The sequence below is a fragment of the Sphingomonas dokdonensis genome, from assembly GCF_002197685.1.
Lineage (GTDB): Bacteria > Pseudomonadota > Alphaproteobacteria > Sphingomonadales > Sphingomonadaceae > Sphingomonas > Sphingomonas dokdonensis.
Genome location: NZ_NBBI01000007.1, coordinates 1 through 13026 on the forward strand (window position 1 = coordinate 1; position 13026 = coordinate 13026).

At 68.5% G+C, this 13026-nt stretch carries 12 protein-coding genes; 6 read left to right on the forward strand and 6 right to left on the reverse strand.

Annotation, left to right across the window (positions count from 1 at the left end):
* Positions 1–331: 331 nt before the first annotated feature.
* Positions 332–688 carry a hypothetical protein gene (locus tag SPDO_RS14260; protein WP_088368193.1) on the forward strand — a complete coding sequence of 119 codons (357 nt, stop codon included), beginning with the start codon at positions 332–334 and terminating at the stop codon, positions 686–688.
* 35 nt (positions 689–723) lie between these two features.
* On the opposite strand, the gene SPDO_RS14265 is transcribed toward SPDO_RS14260, so the two are convergent.
* On the reverse strand, positions 724–1125 hold the full coding sequence (locus SPDO_RS14265; RefSeq protein WP_169716271.1) for a MerR family transcriptional regulator: 402 nt from the start codon (positions 1123–1125) through the stop codon (positions 724–726).
* A gap of 86 nt (positions 1126–1211) precedes the next feature.
* On the opposite strand from SPDO_RS14265, the gene SPDO_RS14270 reads away from it, so the two are divergent.
* Positions 1212–1973 carry a MauE/DoxX family redox-associated membrane protein gene (locus tag SPDO_RS14270; RefSeq protein WP_088368194.1) on the forward strand — a complete coding sequence of 254 codons (762 nt, stop codon included), beginning with the start codon at positions 1212–1214 and terminating at the stop codon, positions 1971–1973.
* Between the two features lie 43 nt (positions 1974–2016).
* Here SPDO_RS14270 and SPDO_RS14275 read toward each other — a convergent pair whose 3' ends face one another.
* The gene (locus SPDO_RS14275; protein ID WP_088368195.1) at positions 2017–3456 is read right to left on the reverse strand and encodes an NAD-dependent succinate-semialdehyde dehydrogenase; all 1440 of its coding nucleotides are present in this window, start codon (positions 3454–3456) and stop codon (positions 2017–2019) included.
* Between the two features lie 186 nt (positions 3457–3642).
* Here SPDO_RS14275 and SPDO_RS14280 point away from each other — a divergent pair, with 186 nt between their 5' ends.
* The gene (locus tag SPDO_RS14280) at positions 3643–4689 is read left to right on the forward strand and encodes an amidohydrolase family protein (RefSeq protein WP_088368276.1); all 1047 of its coding nucleotides are present in this window, start codon (positions 3643–3645) and stop codon (positions 4687–4689) included.
* On the opposite strand, the gene SPDO_RS14285 is transcribed toward SPDO_RS14280, so the two are convergent.
* The 4 genes from SPDO_RS14285 to SPDO_RS14300 all read right to left on the reverse strand — a co-directional run bounded on the left by SPDO_RS14285 (position 4662) and on the right by SPDO_RS14300 (position 9596).
* Positions 4662–5870, reverse strand: coding sequence for a PepSY-associated TM helix domain-containing protein (locus SPDO_RS14285; protein WP_088368196.1), 1209 nt, complete (start codon positions 5868–5870; stop codon positions 4662–4664). The two genes, SPDO_RS14280 and SPDO_RS14285, sit on opposite strands and share 28 nt — an antisense overlap.
* Complete coding sequence (locus SPDO_RS14290) at positions 5870–8077, reverse strand: TonB-dependent receptor (RefSeq protein WP_088368197.1); 2208 nt, start codon at positions 8075–8077, stop codon at positions 5870–5872. The genes SPDO_RS14285 and SPDO_RS14290 overlap by 1 nt, the downstream gene beginning before the upstream one ends.
* Before the next feature lie 285 nt (positions 8078–8362).
* A complete protein-coding gene (locus SPDO_RS14295) occupies positions 8363–8812 on the reverse strand; it encodes a hypothetical protein (protein WP_245829520.1) in 450 nt (149 codons plus the stop codon).
* 58 nt (positions 8813–8870) lie between these two features.
* The gene (locus tag SPDO_RS14300) at positions 8871–9596 is read right to left on the reverse strand and encodes a haloacid dehalogenase type II (protein WP_088368198.1); all 726 of its coding nucleotides are present in this window, start codon (positions 9594–9596) and stop codon (positions 8871–8873) included.
* A gap of 106 nt (positions 9597–9702) precedes the next feature.
* Between SPDO_RS14300 and purT the strand changes: the two genes are divergently transcribed.
* The 3 genes from purT (at position 9703) to SPDO_RS14315 (ending at position 13003) form a co-directional block, all read left to right on the forward strand.
* Positions 9703–10875 (forward strand): formate-dependent phosphoribosylglycinamide formyltransferase, encoded by a 1173-nt coding sequence (gene purT / locus SPDO_RS14305; RefSeq protein ID WP_088368199.1) that lies wholly within the window; start codon positions 9703–9705, stop codon positions 10873–10875.
* A 102-nt stretch (positions 10876–10977) separates the two neighbouring features.
* Entirely contained in the window at positions 10978–12507 is a 1530-nt protein-coding gene (locus SPDO_RS14310) for an amidohydrolase (RefSeq protein ID WP_088368278.1), read from the forward strand.
* A gap of 22 nt (positions 12508–12529) precedes the next feature.
* Positions 12530–13003, forward strand: a complete 474-nt coding sequence (locus SPDO_RS14315) for a GNAT family N-acetyltransferase (RefSeq protein ID WP_088368200.1) — start codon at positions 12530–12532, stop codon at positions 13001–13003.
* Positions 13004–13026: the final 23 nt, after the last annotated feature.

Below are 13026 nucleotides of genomic sequence, written 5' to 3' on the forward strand. Positions count from 1 at the left end.
GTCCAATACCCCGCCGCATCCCACGGCTCGCCCACCCCCGACCCCCGCGCCACGCCCAGCCAGAACAGCGCGGCAAGAAGGAACAGGACAAGGAGCTTGAGGCTGGAATGCATGCCGTCTTGGCTCTCATGCGACCGTCACCAACACAAGAACGCATTCCGCACGTAGACGATCTGCGTGCCCGAGCGACCGCGAGGTGCATCGAAGACCACACGGTAGCTCACCCTTTTCGCCACTGCGCCGATTGCGTCGGGTGCACCGCGAATTATGGTCGGGCAATCTCGGGTCGTTGTCGCGCCCGGGCGCTGTTTGCTGGCGAAGGGCTCTCGTGATGAACATGCTGCATATCGGCGCATTCGCTGTCGTACTGATCTACGGAGCTATTGGGTTCGTGCTCACGGTACCACGCAGCCCGGAGACGCTGTCCAAAGTTCTTACTCAACCTTTAGCCGTGCTGTACCTCGCCTTGACCTTTTACCAGCAGGGGCTCAGCGACGCCGAACTGATCGTCGTTGATGCCGACTTGGCGTGGAAACAGCGCTGGCCCATCTCGCAAGCGATCAGGGCCGATCTCGACGCCACGCTCATCCTTCAAATCGCGATACTGGGCGTCCTGCTGATCCTCGGCGCGCTCTATTGCTACGCCAGGCTGCACCCCCGACACGAGAATGGCGACCCGGCCATCTAACGGAGCAATGTGACTCGGGCGCACACCCGCGCCCGTCACCGCTCGAACGCCGCCAGGATCGGGCACGGCCCCGCCCCACCCTCGGCGCAATCCGCCTCCAGCCGGCTGAGCCAGCCGCGTGCCGCGTCCAGCTCCGCAATCCGCCGGTCGAGATCGTCGAGGCATTGCCGCGCCAGCGCGCGTGCCGCGGCGCGCTCCTCGGTCGCATCGAGCCGCAGCAGCGCGGCGATCTGCTCCAGCGTGAAGCCCGCGCCCTGTGCCGCGCGGATGAAGCGCAGCCGTCGCACGTCCTCGTCGTCGTACCGCCGCACGCCGCCCGCGCTGCCGCTTGCCCCCGGCCGCTCGGGCAGCGGCAGCAACCCGCGGCGCTGGTAATAGCGCACCGTCTCCACCCCCACCCCGCCGGCCTTCGCCAGCCCGCCGATCGTCATGCTCATCGCTTGGCGCCTCTTGACTCCGTACCATGGTACGCACCCTATCTAGGGCGGGTCACACACCGGGCAAGACGCCCGCAGGAGGTCCGATGACCCAGGAAACCCAAGGCGCCGCGGCCGGGCAGAAGACGGCCGTGCTGTACCGCATGGTGATGCCCGAGCACACCTGCCCCTATGGCGTGAAATCGAAATGGCAGCTCGAACGACACGGCTACAGCGTCGAAGATCATTTTCTGCGCACCCGCGCCGAGACGGACGCGTTCAAGGCGGAGCATGATGTAAAAACCACGCCGCAAACCTTTATCGATGGCCGGCGGGTCGGTGGCTATGACGATCTCGTCCGTTTCTTCGGCGGGCACGTGCCGGCCAAAGACGAGACCAGCTACCGCCCGGTGATCGCGGTGTTCGCGATGACCGCGCTGATGGCGCTCGCCGTCAGCACCGCCGCCTTCGGCACGCCATTTACCGAGCGTGCGGCGATGTGGTTCGTCAGCCTGTCGATGTGCGTGCTGGCGATCCTGAAGCTGCAGGACGTGGAGCGCTTCTCCACCATGTTCCTGAACTACGATCTGCTCGCCAAACGCTGGGTGCCCTATGCCTATCTCTACCCGTTCGGCGAGGCGCTGGCGGGCGTGCTGATGACCGCCGGCGTGCTCGACTGGCTGTCGATCCCGGTCGCGCTCGTGATCGGCGGGATCGGCGCGGTGTCGGTGTTCAAGGCGGTGTACATCGAGAAGCGCGCGCTGAAATGCGCCTGCGTCGGCGGATCGAGCGCGGTGCCGCTCGGCTTCGTTTCGCTCACCGAAAACCTGTTCATGGTCGGCATGGCGCTCTGGATGCTGCTGCGCTGAGCGGCAGGCGGGCAGCTGCGTCAGCCGCCCGCCCGCTCGCGCCTCACACGTTGTTGATCACCACCGCGCGCGTGTTGAGATAGGCGTCCAGCGCCTCCGGCCCGCCTTCGGTGCCATAGCCCGAATCCTTGATCCCGCCGAACGGCAGCTCGGCACTGCCCGCCGCGGGCGTGTTGACCCACAACATGCCCACCTCGACACGCCGCGCCAGCAGGTCCGCGTTCGCCAGCGACCGGGTGAAGGCATAACCCGCCAGCCCGTAGGACAGCCGGTTCGCCTCCGCGATCGCCTCGTGGAGGTCGTCATAGCCGCGAATGCCCGCGACCGGCCCGAACGGCTCCTCGTTGAACAGCTTGGCCTCCAGCGGCACGTCAGCCAGGATCGTCGGCGCCCAGAAATTGCCCGTGTCGCCGATCCGCGCGCCGCCCGTCAGCACCGTCGCGCCCTTTGCCACCGCGTCCTCCTGGAACTCGGCCATCGCGGCGAGCCGGCGCGGGTTGGCGAGCGGGCCCATCTCGGTCCCCTCGTCCATCCCGTTGCCGACCTTGATCCCCTCGGCCAACGACGCCAGCGCCTTGGCGAAATCCGCCTTCACGCTGTTGTGCACCAGAAAGCGCGTTGGCGAGATGCACACCTGCCCGGCATTGCGGAACTTGGCGCGCCCGACGCTCTTCACCGCGAGGTCCAGGTCGGCATCCTCGCAGATGATCACCGGCGCATGCCCGCCCAGCTCCATCGACACGCGCTTCATCTGCTTGCCGGCCAACCCCGCCAGCAGCTTGCCCACGGGGGTCGAGCCGGTGAAGGTGATCTTGCGGATGATCGGGCTGGCGATGAGATATTCGGAGATCTGCGCCGGCTCGCCGAAGACGAGGCCCAGCACGCCGTCTGGCAGCCCGGCATCCTGGAACGCGCGGATCAGCGCGGCGGGGCTGGCGGGCGTTTCCTCCGGCGCCTTGACGATCATCGAGCAGCCCGCCGCGAGGCCGGCGCCGATCTTGCGCACGATCTGGTTGATCGGAAAATTCCACGGCGTGAACGCCGCCACCGGCCCGACCGGGTCCTTCACCACCATCTGCCGGATGGCGAGGTTGGAGCGGTGCGGGACGAGCCGGCCGTACACGCGGAAGCCTTCCTCGGCGAACCATTCGATGATGTCGGCGGCGGCCATCGCCTCGCCCTTGGCCTCGACCAGCGGCTTGCCCTGTTCCTGCGTCAAGAGCGCGGCGATGTCGCCCGCGCGCTCGCGCATCAGCCCGGCGGCCTTGCGCAGGATCTTGCTGCGCTCGGCCGGCGTGCAGTCGCGCCACACCTCGAACCCGCGATCCGCCGCCGCCAGCGCCTTGTCGAGGTCGGCAAGGCCGGCATGCGCCACCCGCCCGATCTCCGCGCCGCTCGCCGGGTTCTGCACCGCCAGCGATCGGCCGTCCGCCGCATCCTGCCAGGCGCCGTCGATGAAAAGCTGCGTGTCGGGATAGGTCATGCATTCTCCGTGCGAAAGCCGCGGCGCCGAGGGCCGGCGCCTCATGCCGCCCCAGATAGGAGGGCGCCCGCCGTTATGTACCCCTCCCGGCCCAAGCGGTTGCACCCGCGCGCCGGGCGCGACACAATGCGGGTTCGGCAGCGGCGCCCATGGAAGGCAGCCTGCGCCGGATGCGAGGGGATGGCCATGACCGACGACGTAATCGAGCCCGATCTGCCGATCATCGATCCGCACCATCACCTGTGGGATTTCACCCCCGCGCTGCCGCGCATGCCCGAGATCGCGCACCCGTTCGGCCGCATCACGCGCCAGAGCCCGCGCTACCTGTTCGACGAATTGCTCGCCGATTGCCGCGCCGCCGGGCACAACGTCGTCGGCACCGTGTTCCTGCAATGCGGCGCCTTCTACCGCGCCGACGGCCCCGAGGAGCTGAAGCCCGTCGGAGAAGTGGAGTTCGTCAACGGCGTCGCCGCGCAATCGGCCAGCGGCATCTACGGCCCGTTTCGCGCCTGCGCCGGCATCGTCGGCCAGGCCGACCTGACGCTGGGCGCGCGCGTCGGCGCGGTGCTGGATGCCTCGATCGCGGCAGGCAACGGCCGGTATCGCGGCATCCGTCACATCGGCGCGCACGATCCCGATCCCGAGGTGCTCGGCCCGCTCGGCCACGCGCCCGCGAACCTTTACGCCGACCCGCGCTTCCGCGAAGGCTTTGCCGAACTCGGGCGCCGCGGCCTCACCTTCGACGCCTGGGTGCTCGAGCCGCAGATCGCCGAGGTGACCGCGCTCGCCCGCGCCTTTCCCGATCAGCCGATCGTGCTCGATCACGTCGGCACCCCGCTCGGCCTCGGTCGCTACGCCGGCCGGCAGGACGACCGCTTCGCCACCTGGAAGGCGGCCATCGAAGACCTCGCCACCTGCCCCAACGTCGCCGTGAAGCTCGGCGGCCTCGCCATGCCCTTCTGCAAGCTCGGCGATCTCGGCCCAGACACCCGCCCCACCGCGCAGGCGCTCGCCAACCTGTTCCGCCCCTATGTCGAGGCGTGCATCCACGCCTTCGGCCCGGCGCGCGCGATGTTCGAAAGCAACTTTCCGGTCGACCGCTGGGGCGCCGATTACGGCACGCTTTGGAACACCTTCAAGCTGGTGGCGAAGGGCGCCAGCGCCGACGAGAAGCGCGATCTGTTCGCCGGCGCCGCCGCGCGCTTCTACAAGGTGGAGCACCTCCTCGCCTGACGCCGCCGCCGCAGCCAGTGCAGCAGGCCGGTGACGAACAGCGCCCCCGGCACCAGCCCGGCGACCACGGCGAGCACCCGCGTCGCCAGCCCGCCGACGGTGCCATCGTGCAGGGTGCGCACCCACAGGTTCACCCGCGCGCCCGTGCCGCCGCGCCGCGCATCGTGCACCCCCAGCACGCGCCCCGACACCTGGTCGAGATAGACATAGCTCGCCGGAAAGCGCGCATGCGGATCGCCCGGCACCTGATAGCGCGCGCGGATTGGCGCCGTCCCGCCGATCGGCACGTCGACGAACACCAGCCGCCCGTCGGGCAGCGCGCGCTGCGCCGCGGCCAGCGCCTGCCCGATCGCCACCGGTCGCCCGCCCGCCGGCACCGCCGCCGACACCGGCACGGCCGGCGTGCCCGGCGCGAGCAGCGCCTGCGTCACGCTCGGCAGCGCCAGCAGCACCCCCGTCGCGACCAGCACGAACAATAGCGCCATGCTCCACACGCCCGACAATTTGTGCAGGTCGCGCAGCCGCCGGATCGGCGCCGCCTCACGCTTGAACGCCAGCGCCTTGCGCCAGCTGCCCCGCGGCCACCACGCGATCACGCCCGACACCAGCAACGCCAGCATCGCGACCCCCGACCAGCCGACGATCTGAAGCCCCAGCTCCCCCGCCAACAGCTCCATGTGCAGCTGATAGATCCAGCTCATCAGATAGCCGCCCCACGGCGCGACGCGCACGATCCGCCCGCCATCGGAGGAGAACCACACCATCAGCCGGTCGGCATGATGCCCCGGCATCGCCGCGGGATAATAACGCGCCGGGATCGCGCCCGCTTCGCCGGTCACCTCGAAGGTCCATTTGCCCCCCGGATGCCGAAAGCGCGCGCTGCCGGTCGCAAAGGCGCGATCGAGCGTGGCGCCCAGCCCCGCCCCTGCTCCCGCCACGCCGCCGTCCCCGCGAAGATCACGCGGCGGATCGCCCGCTTCCGCCTGCACCACCGGATGCAGCGCGGCGTCGATCGCGGTGTAGAACACCAGCGCCGATCCCGTGGCGCCGATCACCGCAAACAGCAGCCCCAGCGTCAGCCCGAGCCACAGATGCACCCGCCGCACCGCCAGCCGCACCCGCGATCCCGCCGCGCGCGGCGCCACGCCCGGCGGCTCGGCAAGAAGCACCGCCCCCGCCATCAGAACCGCGTCGCCAGCGACAGCTCGAACGATCGCGGCGCGCCGATATAAACGTTGGTCGACGGATAGCCCGAATACTCGCCGTAGAACGCATCGGTCAGGTTGCGCCCGCGCAGCGTCAGCGTCGCATTCGCTGCCACCGGCACCGAGATGCTCGCGTCCACCACCTCATGCCCCGCCACGCGGATCGTGTTCGCGGTGTCGGTGTAGAAGGCGCCGGCATGGCGCAGGAACCCGCCCAGCGTCACCGTGCCACCGATCGTATAGAGCGCCGAGGCGGTCAGCGTCGTTTCGGGCACGTTGATCGGCCGGTTGCCCGCGCGGTCGACGCGCACCCCACCGATCAGCTCGGACAGTTCGTCATATTGCGCATCGGTATAAGACGCGCCCGCCGACAGCCGCAGCGCCTTCACCGGGTTCACCACCGCGGAAAGCTCCAGCCCCTGCGACGATTGCCGCCCGCCCTGCACGCTCAGCGACGGATTGGCCGGATCGCGCGTCAGGATGTCGCGCTGCTCGATGCGATAGGCCGCGCCCGTCACGCTCGCGCGCCCGCCCCATCCGCTCGCCTTGAACCCCGCCTCATAGGCGCGGCCCTTGGTCAGCCGGAACCGGCTGTTGGCGATCGAGGCGAGCAGGATCGACGACACCGGCGACACCGCAGTGGTATATTGCGCATAGAGCGTAATGCCCGGCGTCGCTTCCCAGCTCGTCCCCGCGCGCCACGACACCGGATCGAATGTCGGGCTGTTGCGATCGACCGCGCCCGACAAATTCTGCGTCGTCGCGCGCGTCAGCGCCATGTGATCCCAGCGCACTCCGCCGACCAGCAGCCACTTGGGCGTGATGTTCAGCGCATCCTCCGCGAACACGCTCGTCTGCCGCAGCTTCGAATCGAACAACACGTTGCCGCTGGTAAAGATCGCGGTGCCGGTCGGCCGCGGCACCACGGCGGGATCGCGCACGTCCACCGCCGGCAGCGCCGATGCCGGCGCCTGCTGCCGCAGGCTCACGAAATCGGTGTCGTTATGCTCGACGCCCAGCGTGAAGCGGTTGCGCATTCCCGCGACCACGCTGTCGTTGGCGATCGCCCCGCGCGCGTTCCAGAATTGGTGATCGTGGCGGAAATCCTGATAGCTCTGGCGGAAGCTGCCGTGGGGAAAGGCGGCGCTCGGCGCGACGAAGCTCTGGCTGTCCGCCAGCAGGAACGCGCGATCGGCGGTATAAGCGGTGAGGTCCAGCGCCAGCGACCAGCCATTGCCGACCGCCCAGTCGAGCCGCGACCGGATCGTCGTCTCGTCCGCGCTCGAATAGGCGCCGTCCGGGTTGTAGTTGCGCCGCCTGAGCGCGCGATCGGCGACCAGCCCGGCGGCGCTCGTCACCGCATCGCTCGGGTTCAGCGCATACTGGCCGGGGATCAGCGGCAGCCCCTGATAGGTCGCGTCGTAGCGATCCTCGAAATGATCCACCGCGATCAGCAGCGACACCGCATCGCTCGGCCGCCACAGCGCGCTCGCCGTCAGCCCGGCGGAGAAGGTGTCGTTATTCTCCACGTCGTACAGGCTGTCGGATCGCTGGTAGCTCGCGTCGGCGCGCACCGCGAGCGTGCCCGTCACCGGCAGGTTCATGCCCCCCGCCGCCATCACCGTGTCGAAACTGCCGACCGAAAACAGCGTGTCGAGCCGCCGCTCGCCCAGCACCGGCTTGCGCGTCACCTTGTTGATGATGCCGGCCAGCGCGCCCTCGCCATACAGGACCGAGGCCGGCCCCTTCAGCACCTCGATCCGGTCGTAATGCCAATTGTTGCTGTCGCGCTGCACCACCGTGGAGGTCGACACGCGCACCCCGTCCTGCAGGATCGACACGGTGTTGCCGGCAAAGCCGCGCATCGAGACCACCGCCGGATTGCCCGGCACGTTGCCGGCGATCGCGCCGACCACCTGGTTGAACGTCTCGCGCGCGGTCCGCAGCCCCTGCACCTGCAGATCGTCCTGCGTCAGCACCTCGACGCTGGCGGGCGTCTCGCGCACCGACAGGCCAAGGCGGCTGGCGGCCTGCGGCTGCGCGTCGAGCTGCAGCGGATCGCGCTGCCCGTTGACGATGATCGCGGGGTCGGCCTGCTCGCCCGCCTCCGGCGTGGCGGCAAGCGAAACGGCAGGCAGCAGGCACGACGCCGCGGCGCTCGCCAGCAGATGGAAACGGAACATGGAACAACACCTTTAACCGGCCCGCTGCGCCAGGCGCCCGCAAGCCGCAGTTCATGGACGCGCCACACGGCGCGCGAACGATGAAGCCTGATCCGATTCCGGTGACGGGCCGCGCCGCCCCTCCCGCGCACTACGTCACCTCGGCCCTGTGCCGGGGTCCACTGTTCCGCGAGATCGACTCAATGGAACTCGCGGCGCCATGGATGCCGGGACAAGCCCGACATGACGACGGGGATTGGGTAGACCGCGCTTGCCTCAACAGCCCGCTGGATCAGACCTCAAATATCAAAGGAAAGCCGGCGGCCCTCTAAGCGGCGGCCGCAGGTAAACCGGCCGCGCCACCGCCGGCAGCACCATTGCGGCGAAACCCACCGCCAGCACAAAGGCGATCAGCGCGGCAAGCTGGATCGGATCGACTGCGCCGAGCGCCGCCGCCGACAGCCCGGCAAAGGCGCACGGCATCTCCACCTGGCCATGCCCGCCCGAGCCGTCATGCTTCATCGGCGCGCCGTGATCCGCCACTGCCTGATGTCCGACCATCTGATGATGCCCGCCCGCCGATTGGCTGACACTAGAAGGCGCCGGCACCACGCCCGGACAGACGATCACCGCCAGCCGCCCGCCGCTCGCATCGATCATATAGCCGGTCGGCACCAGCAGCTTCAGCAGCAGCGCCGCCCCGAGCAGCAGCACGGCAAGATGACGTTGCGCCAGAAAGAGCCGGATGGGCTGCACGGCGCCCGCGCTACGGGGCGGCGTTGCTCATGTCACTGGGACAATCTGTCCCACCCGCTCAACAGCCGAGCTGATCCGCCAGGTCGGTCAGGCTCTCAGCCGACCATTCCCAATCCTGCGCCAGCTTCGCGTCGGGCGCCGCCCGCCCGCCATATTCCATCGGCCGCGCGACAAACGCGGTCTTGAGTCCGCACTCCCGCGCCGCCGCCAGATCGTGGTGGTGCGCCGCGACCAGGCACACGTCTTCTGGCGCTAGCCCCAGGATCTCCGCCGTGCCGAGATACGCGCGCGGATCGGGCTTGTACGCCCGCGTCACCTCCGCCCCCATGATCGCGTCCCACGGCAACCCGCCGCGCCGCGCCATCTCCAGCATCAGCGCGATATTGCCGTTGGACAGCGTCACGATCGGGAAGCGCCGTTTCAGCCGCGTCAGCCCCTCGACCGTATCCGGCCACGGCGTCAGCCGCCGCCACGCAAAGGTCCAGTCCTCCAGCAGCGCGGGGTCGAGCGTCGCCGGATCGACATCGTGATCGCGCAGCGTCGCCTCCAGCATCTCGCGATGCAGCACGTCGAGGATCGTGAAGGCGCGACCCGACTTGGCGTAGGCCGCCATGCCGCTCAGATACTTCTTGCGCCAGTCGTCGGTGAACTGGCCGGCGTCGATCTGCCCGTGGCCAATCTTCTCCAGAAACAGGCCGCTCTCGCTGGCGATGGGGCCACGCCAGTCCACCACCGTCCCGAACACATCGAAGGCGAGCACCCTTGGCAGGCGGCCGTGCGTCATCGATCCTCTCCCAGCTTCTGCCCGGTGCTAGGCGCCCCGCCCCCCGTGGACAAGCCGCGCGGTTCCGGCCACTCCTGTTGCCAGCGACACGAAAACGGGTGCGGTCATGGCGTTCACGGCAACAATCCTTCTTCTCGGATCGGGCGAGCTCGGCCGCGAATTCGTTATATCTGCCAAACGCTTAGGCTGCTACGTCGTCGCCTGCGACAGCTACGACAACGCCCCCGCGATGCAGCTCGCCGACGCGCGCGAGGTGTTCTCGATGCTCGACGCCGACCGCCTGCGCGCCGCGGTGGACAAGCACCGCCCCGACTTCATCGTCCCCGAAGTGGAGGCGATCCGCACCGAAGTCCTCGCCGACCTCGAGTCCGCCGGCACCACCATCGTCCCCTCCGCCCGAGCGACGATGATGACCATGAACCGCGACGGCATCCGCGAGGTCGCGGCGGTCGATCTCGGCCTGCGCACCTCGCGTTACCGCTACGCCGAAACGCTGGAGGAAGTCCGCGCGGGCGCCGCGCATACCGGCCTGCCGTGCGTGATCAAGCCGGTCATGTCCTCCTCCGGCAAGGGGCAAAGCACGGTCCGCGCCGAGGCGGATCTGGCGGCCGCATGGGATTATGCCGTCGCCAACATGCGCGGCGACCGGGCGCGCGTGATCGTCGAGGAATTTGTCGATTTCGACTATGAAATCACGCTGTTGACGGTGCGCACGCGCGAGGGCGTCCTCTTTTGCCCGCCGATCGGGCACCGCCAGGAACGCGGCGATTACCAGGAAAGCTGGCAGCCCGCCGCCATGTCCGAGGCCGCGATCGCGGCGGCGCAGGACATGGCGCGCAAGGTGGTGGACGACCTTGGCGGCTATGGCCTGTTCGGCGTCGAGTTCTTCGTGAAGGACGATGACGTCATCTTCTCCGAGTTGTCGCCGCGCCCGCACGACACCGGCATGGTGACGCTGATCTCGCAGGATCTGAGCGAGTTCGACCTCCACGCCCGCGCGATCCTCGGCCTGCCGATCCCTGCAATCACCAGTCACGGTGCGGCGGCATCCGCGGTGATCCTGGCCGATCGCGTGTCGGAAACGGTGCGATACGAAGGGCTCGCCGAGGCGCTGGCGACGCCGGGCAGCGCGGTGGACGTGCGGATCTTCGCCAAGCCGACGACGCGGCCCTATCGCCGCATGGGCGTGGCGCTCGCCCGCGCCGAAACGACAGACGACGCGCGCCGCATCGCGGCCGAGGCGGCGGGCAAGGTGAAACTGCACTACGACAAGGCCTGACTGAACGAACCCGGGGGGAGACGAACCGTGTACCTGAGCCGAACCATCGCCGCCGCGCTGATCGCTGCGCTTGCCGCACCGCCCGCGCTTGGCCAATCCGCCATGCCGGCGCCCGCCCCAGCCTCCACCCCCGCCAATACCCGTCTGAAGGCCGAAGCAATCGCCGGGGTCGAACAACAGGCGAAGCTGGTGCAGGAGATGGTGGATTCGGTCTACAGCTTCGCCGAGCCCGGCTTTCAGGAATTCCAGACTATGGAATATCTGACCGGCATTCTCGAGAAACACGGCTTCACCATCACCCGCGGCGTCGCCGGCATGCCCACCGCCTGGACGGCGACCTGGGGCAGCGGCGGGCCGTTGATCGCGCTGGGCAGCGACGTCGACGGCCTGCTCGGCCTCAGCCAGGTGCCCGGCTCGCCCGAGCTGAAACCGCAGGTGGCGGGCGCCCCCGGCCATGGCGAGGGGCATAATTCGGGCATGCCGCTGCAGATCGCGGCCGCCATCGCCGCCAAGCAGGTGATGCAGAAGAACAAGATCCCGGGCCGCCTGCTGCTGTGGCCGGGCGTCGCGGAGGAGCTGATCGGCGCCAAGGCCTATTACGTGCGCGCCGGGCTGTTCAAGGACGTCGACGCCTGCATCTTCACCCATGTGTCAAACGAGTTCAGCACCGCCTGGGGCGACACGGGCAACAATGCCGCGGTGTCTGTGGAATACACTTTCCATGGCAAAACCGCGCATGCTGCGGGCATGCCGTGGGAGGGGCGCAGCGCGCTCGATGGCGTGGAGCTGATGAACGTCGGCTGGAACATGCGGCGTGAGCATCTGCCGCTCAGCCAGCGTTCGCATTACGTCATCACCGATGGCGGCAAGCAGCCCAATATCGTGCCCGACACCGCCACCGTCTGGTATTATTTCCGCGACACCGCCTTTGCCAGCGTGCGCCACCTGTTCGAGACGGGGAACGAGATCGCCAAAGCCGCGGCGATGGGCACCGGCACCACGGTGACGCAGCGCACTTTAGGCTATGCCGCACCAAATTACGGCAACAAGCCGCTCGCCGAGGCGGCCTGGGCGAACATCAAGGCGGTCGGCATGCCGCAATGGAGCGCGAGCGACCAGAGCTTCGCAAAGTCTGTGCAACAGGCGAACGCGCGCGAGCTGAAGCCGCTCGCGAGCGAGATCGCTCCGCTCTCCACACCCGACACGCGCGAGAAATCGACCGGCGGCGGATCGGACGACATCGGCGACGTGATGTGGACGGTACCGACGATCACCGTGCGTTATCCGTCCAACATCCCCAACATGATCGGCCACAATGTGCTCTCCGCGATCGCCATGGCAACACCGATCGCGCACAAGGGCGCGGTGCAGGGCGCCAAGGCGGTGAGCGCCACGGTGATCGACCTGATGACCAATCCCGCGCTGATCGCCGAGGCCAAGGCGTTCCAGCGCGACGTGCAGTTCAAAGACCAGAAATACGATCCACTGCTGACCGCCGAGGACAAGCCGGCCATCCACCTCAATGCCGAGATTATGGAGCGGGTGCGGCCGCAGCAGAAGCCGCTGTACTACGATCCGGCCAAGTACCGCAGCTATCTGGAACAGCTCAAGATCGCCTACCCCGCGTCCTGAGCGCTACACCTGAAATAGCTGCATGCTGATCCGCCCGTTCCGTCCCGCCGATGCGCCGCTGCTTGCCACGCTATACCATGCGTCGGTGCACGGCGCGGGCGGGCGGTATTACACGCCCGCGCAGCTCGCCGTCTGGAGCCCCGCTCCCGCCGATCCCGCGCGCTACCTGCAACAGGCGGCGGGGCGCATCTTTCTGGTGGCGGAGGACGCGGACGGGCGCGTGGTCGGCTATGGCGATCTGGAGCCCGACGGGCACCTCGATCACCTGTATTGTCACCCCGACGTGATCGGAACCGGTGTCGGCGCCGCGCTTTACCACGCGCTAGAAGAGGCAGCACGGCGCGACGGGATCGCGCGGCTGTATGTGGAGGCGAGCGAGAACGCCCGCCCGCTGTTCGAGCGCCGCGGCTTTGCGCTGGATGCGCGCAACGATTTCGCGCGGAACGGCGTCGCCATTCATAACTATCGCATGTCGAAGCGGCTGGTACTGGCGTGAACGCTCCCGTGACCACGAGCATT

What these genes read in the sequence shown, in the direction of transcription:
- SPDO_RS14285 (WP_088368196.1), bottom strand. Translation starts at nt 5,870, where the DNA reads ATGGCGGGGGCGGTGCTTCTTGCCGAGCCGCCGGGCGTGGCGCCGCGC.
- SPDO_RS14270 (WP_088368194.1), top strand. Translation starts at nt 1,212, where the DNA reads ATGACCCAGGAAACCCAAGGCGCCGCGGCCGGGCAGAAGACGGCCGTG.
- SPDO_RS14300 (WP_088368198.1), bottom strand. Translation starts at nt 9,596, where the DNA reads ATGACGCACGGCCGCCTGCCAAGGGTGCTCGCCTTCGATGTGTTCGGG.
- purT (WP_088368199.1), top strand. Translation starts at nt 9,703, where the DNA reads ATGGCGTTCACGGCAACAATCCTTCTTCTCGGATCGGGCGAGCTCGGC.
- SPDO_RS14275 (WP_088368195.1), bottom strand. Translation starts at nt 3,456, where the DNA reads ATGACCTATCCCGACACGCAGCTTTTCATCGACGGCGCCTGGCAGGAT.
- SPDO_RS14265 (WP_169716271.1), bottom strand. Translation starts at nt 1,125, where the DNA reads ATGAGCATGACGATCGGCGGGCTGGCGAAGGCCGGCGGGGTGGGGGTG.
- SPDO_RS14280 (WP_088368276.1), top strand. Translation starts at nt 3,643, where the DNA reads ATGACCGACGACGTAATCGAGCCCGATCTGCCGATCATCGATCCGCAC.
- SPDO_RS14315 (WP_088368200.1), top strand. Translation starts at nt 12,530, where the DNA reads ATGCTGATCCGCCCGTTCCGTCCCGCCGATGCGCCGCTGCTTGCCACG.
- SPDO_RS14260 (WP_088368193.1), top strand. Translation starts at nt 332, where the DNA reads ATGAACATGCTGCATATCGGCGCATTCGCTGTCGTACTGATCTACGGA.
- SPDO_RS14290 (WP_088368197.1), bottom strand. Translation starts at nt 8,077, where the DNA reads ATGTTCCGTTTCCATCTGCTGGCGAGCGCCGCGGCGTCGTGCCTGCTG.
- SPDO_RS14310 (WP_088368278.1), top strand. Translation starts at nt 10,978, where the DNA reads ATGCCGGCGCCCGCCCCAGCCTCCACCCCCGCCAATACCCGTCTGAAG.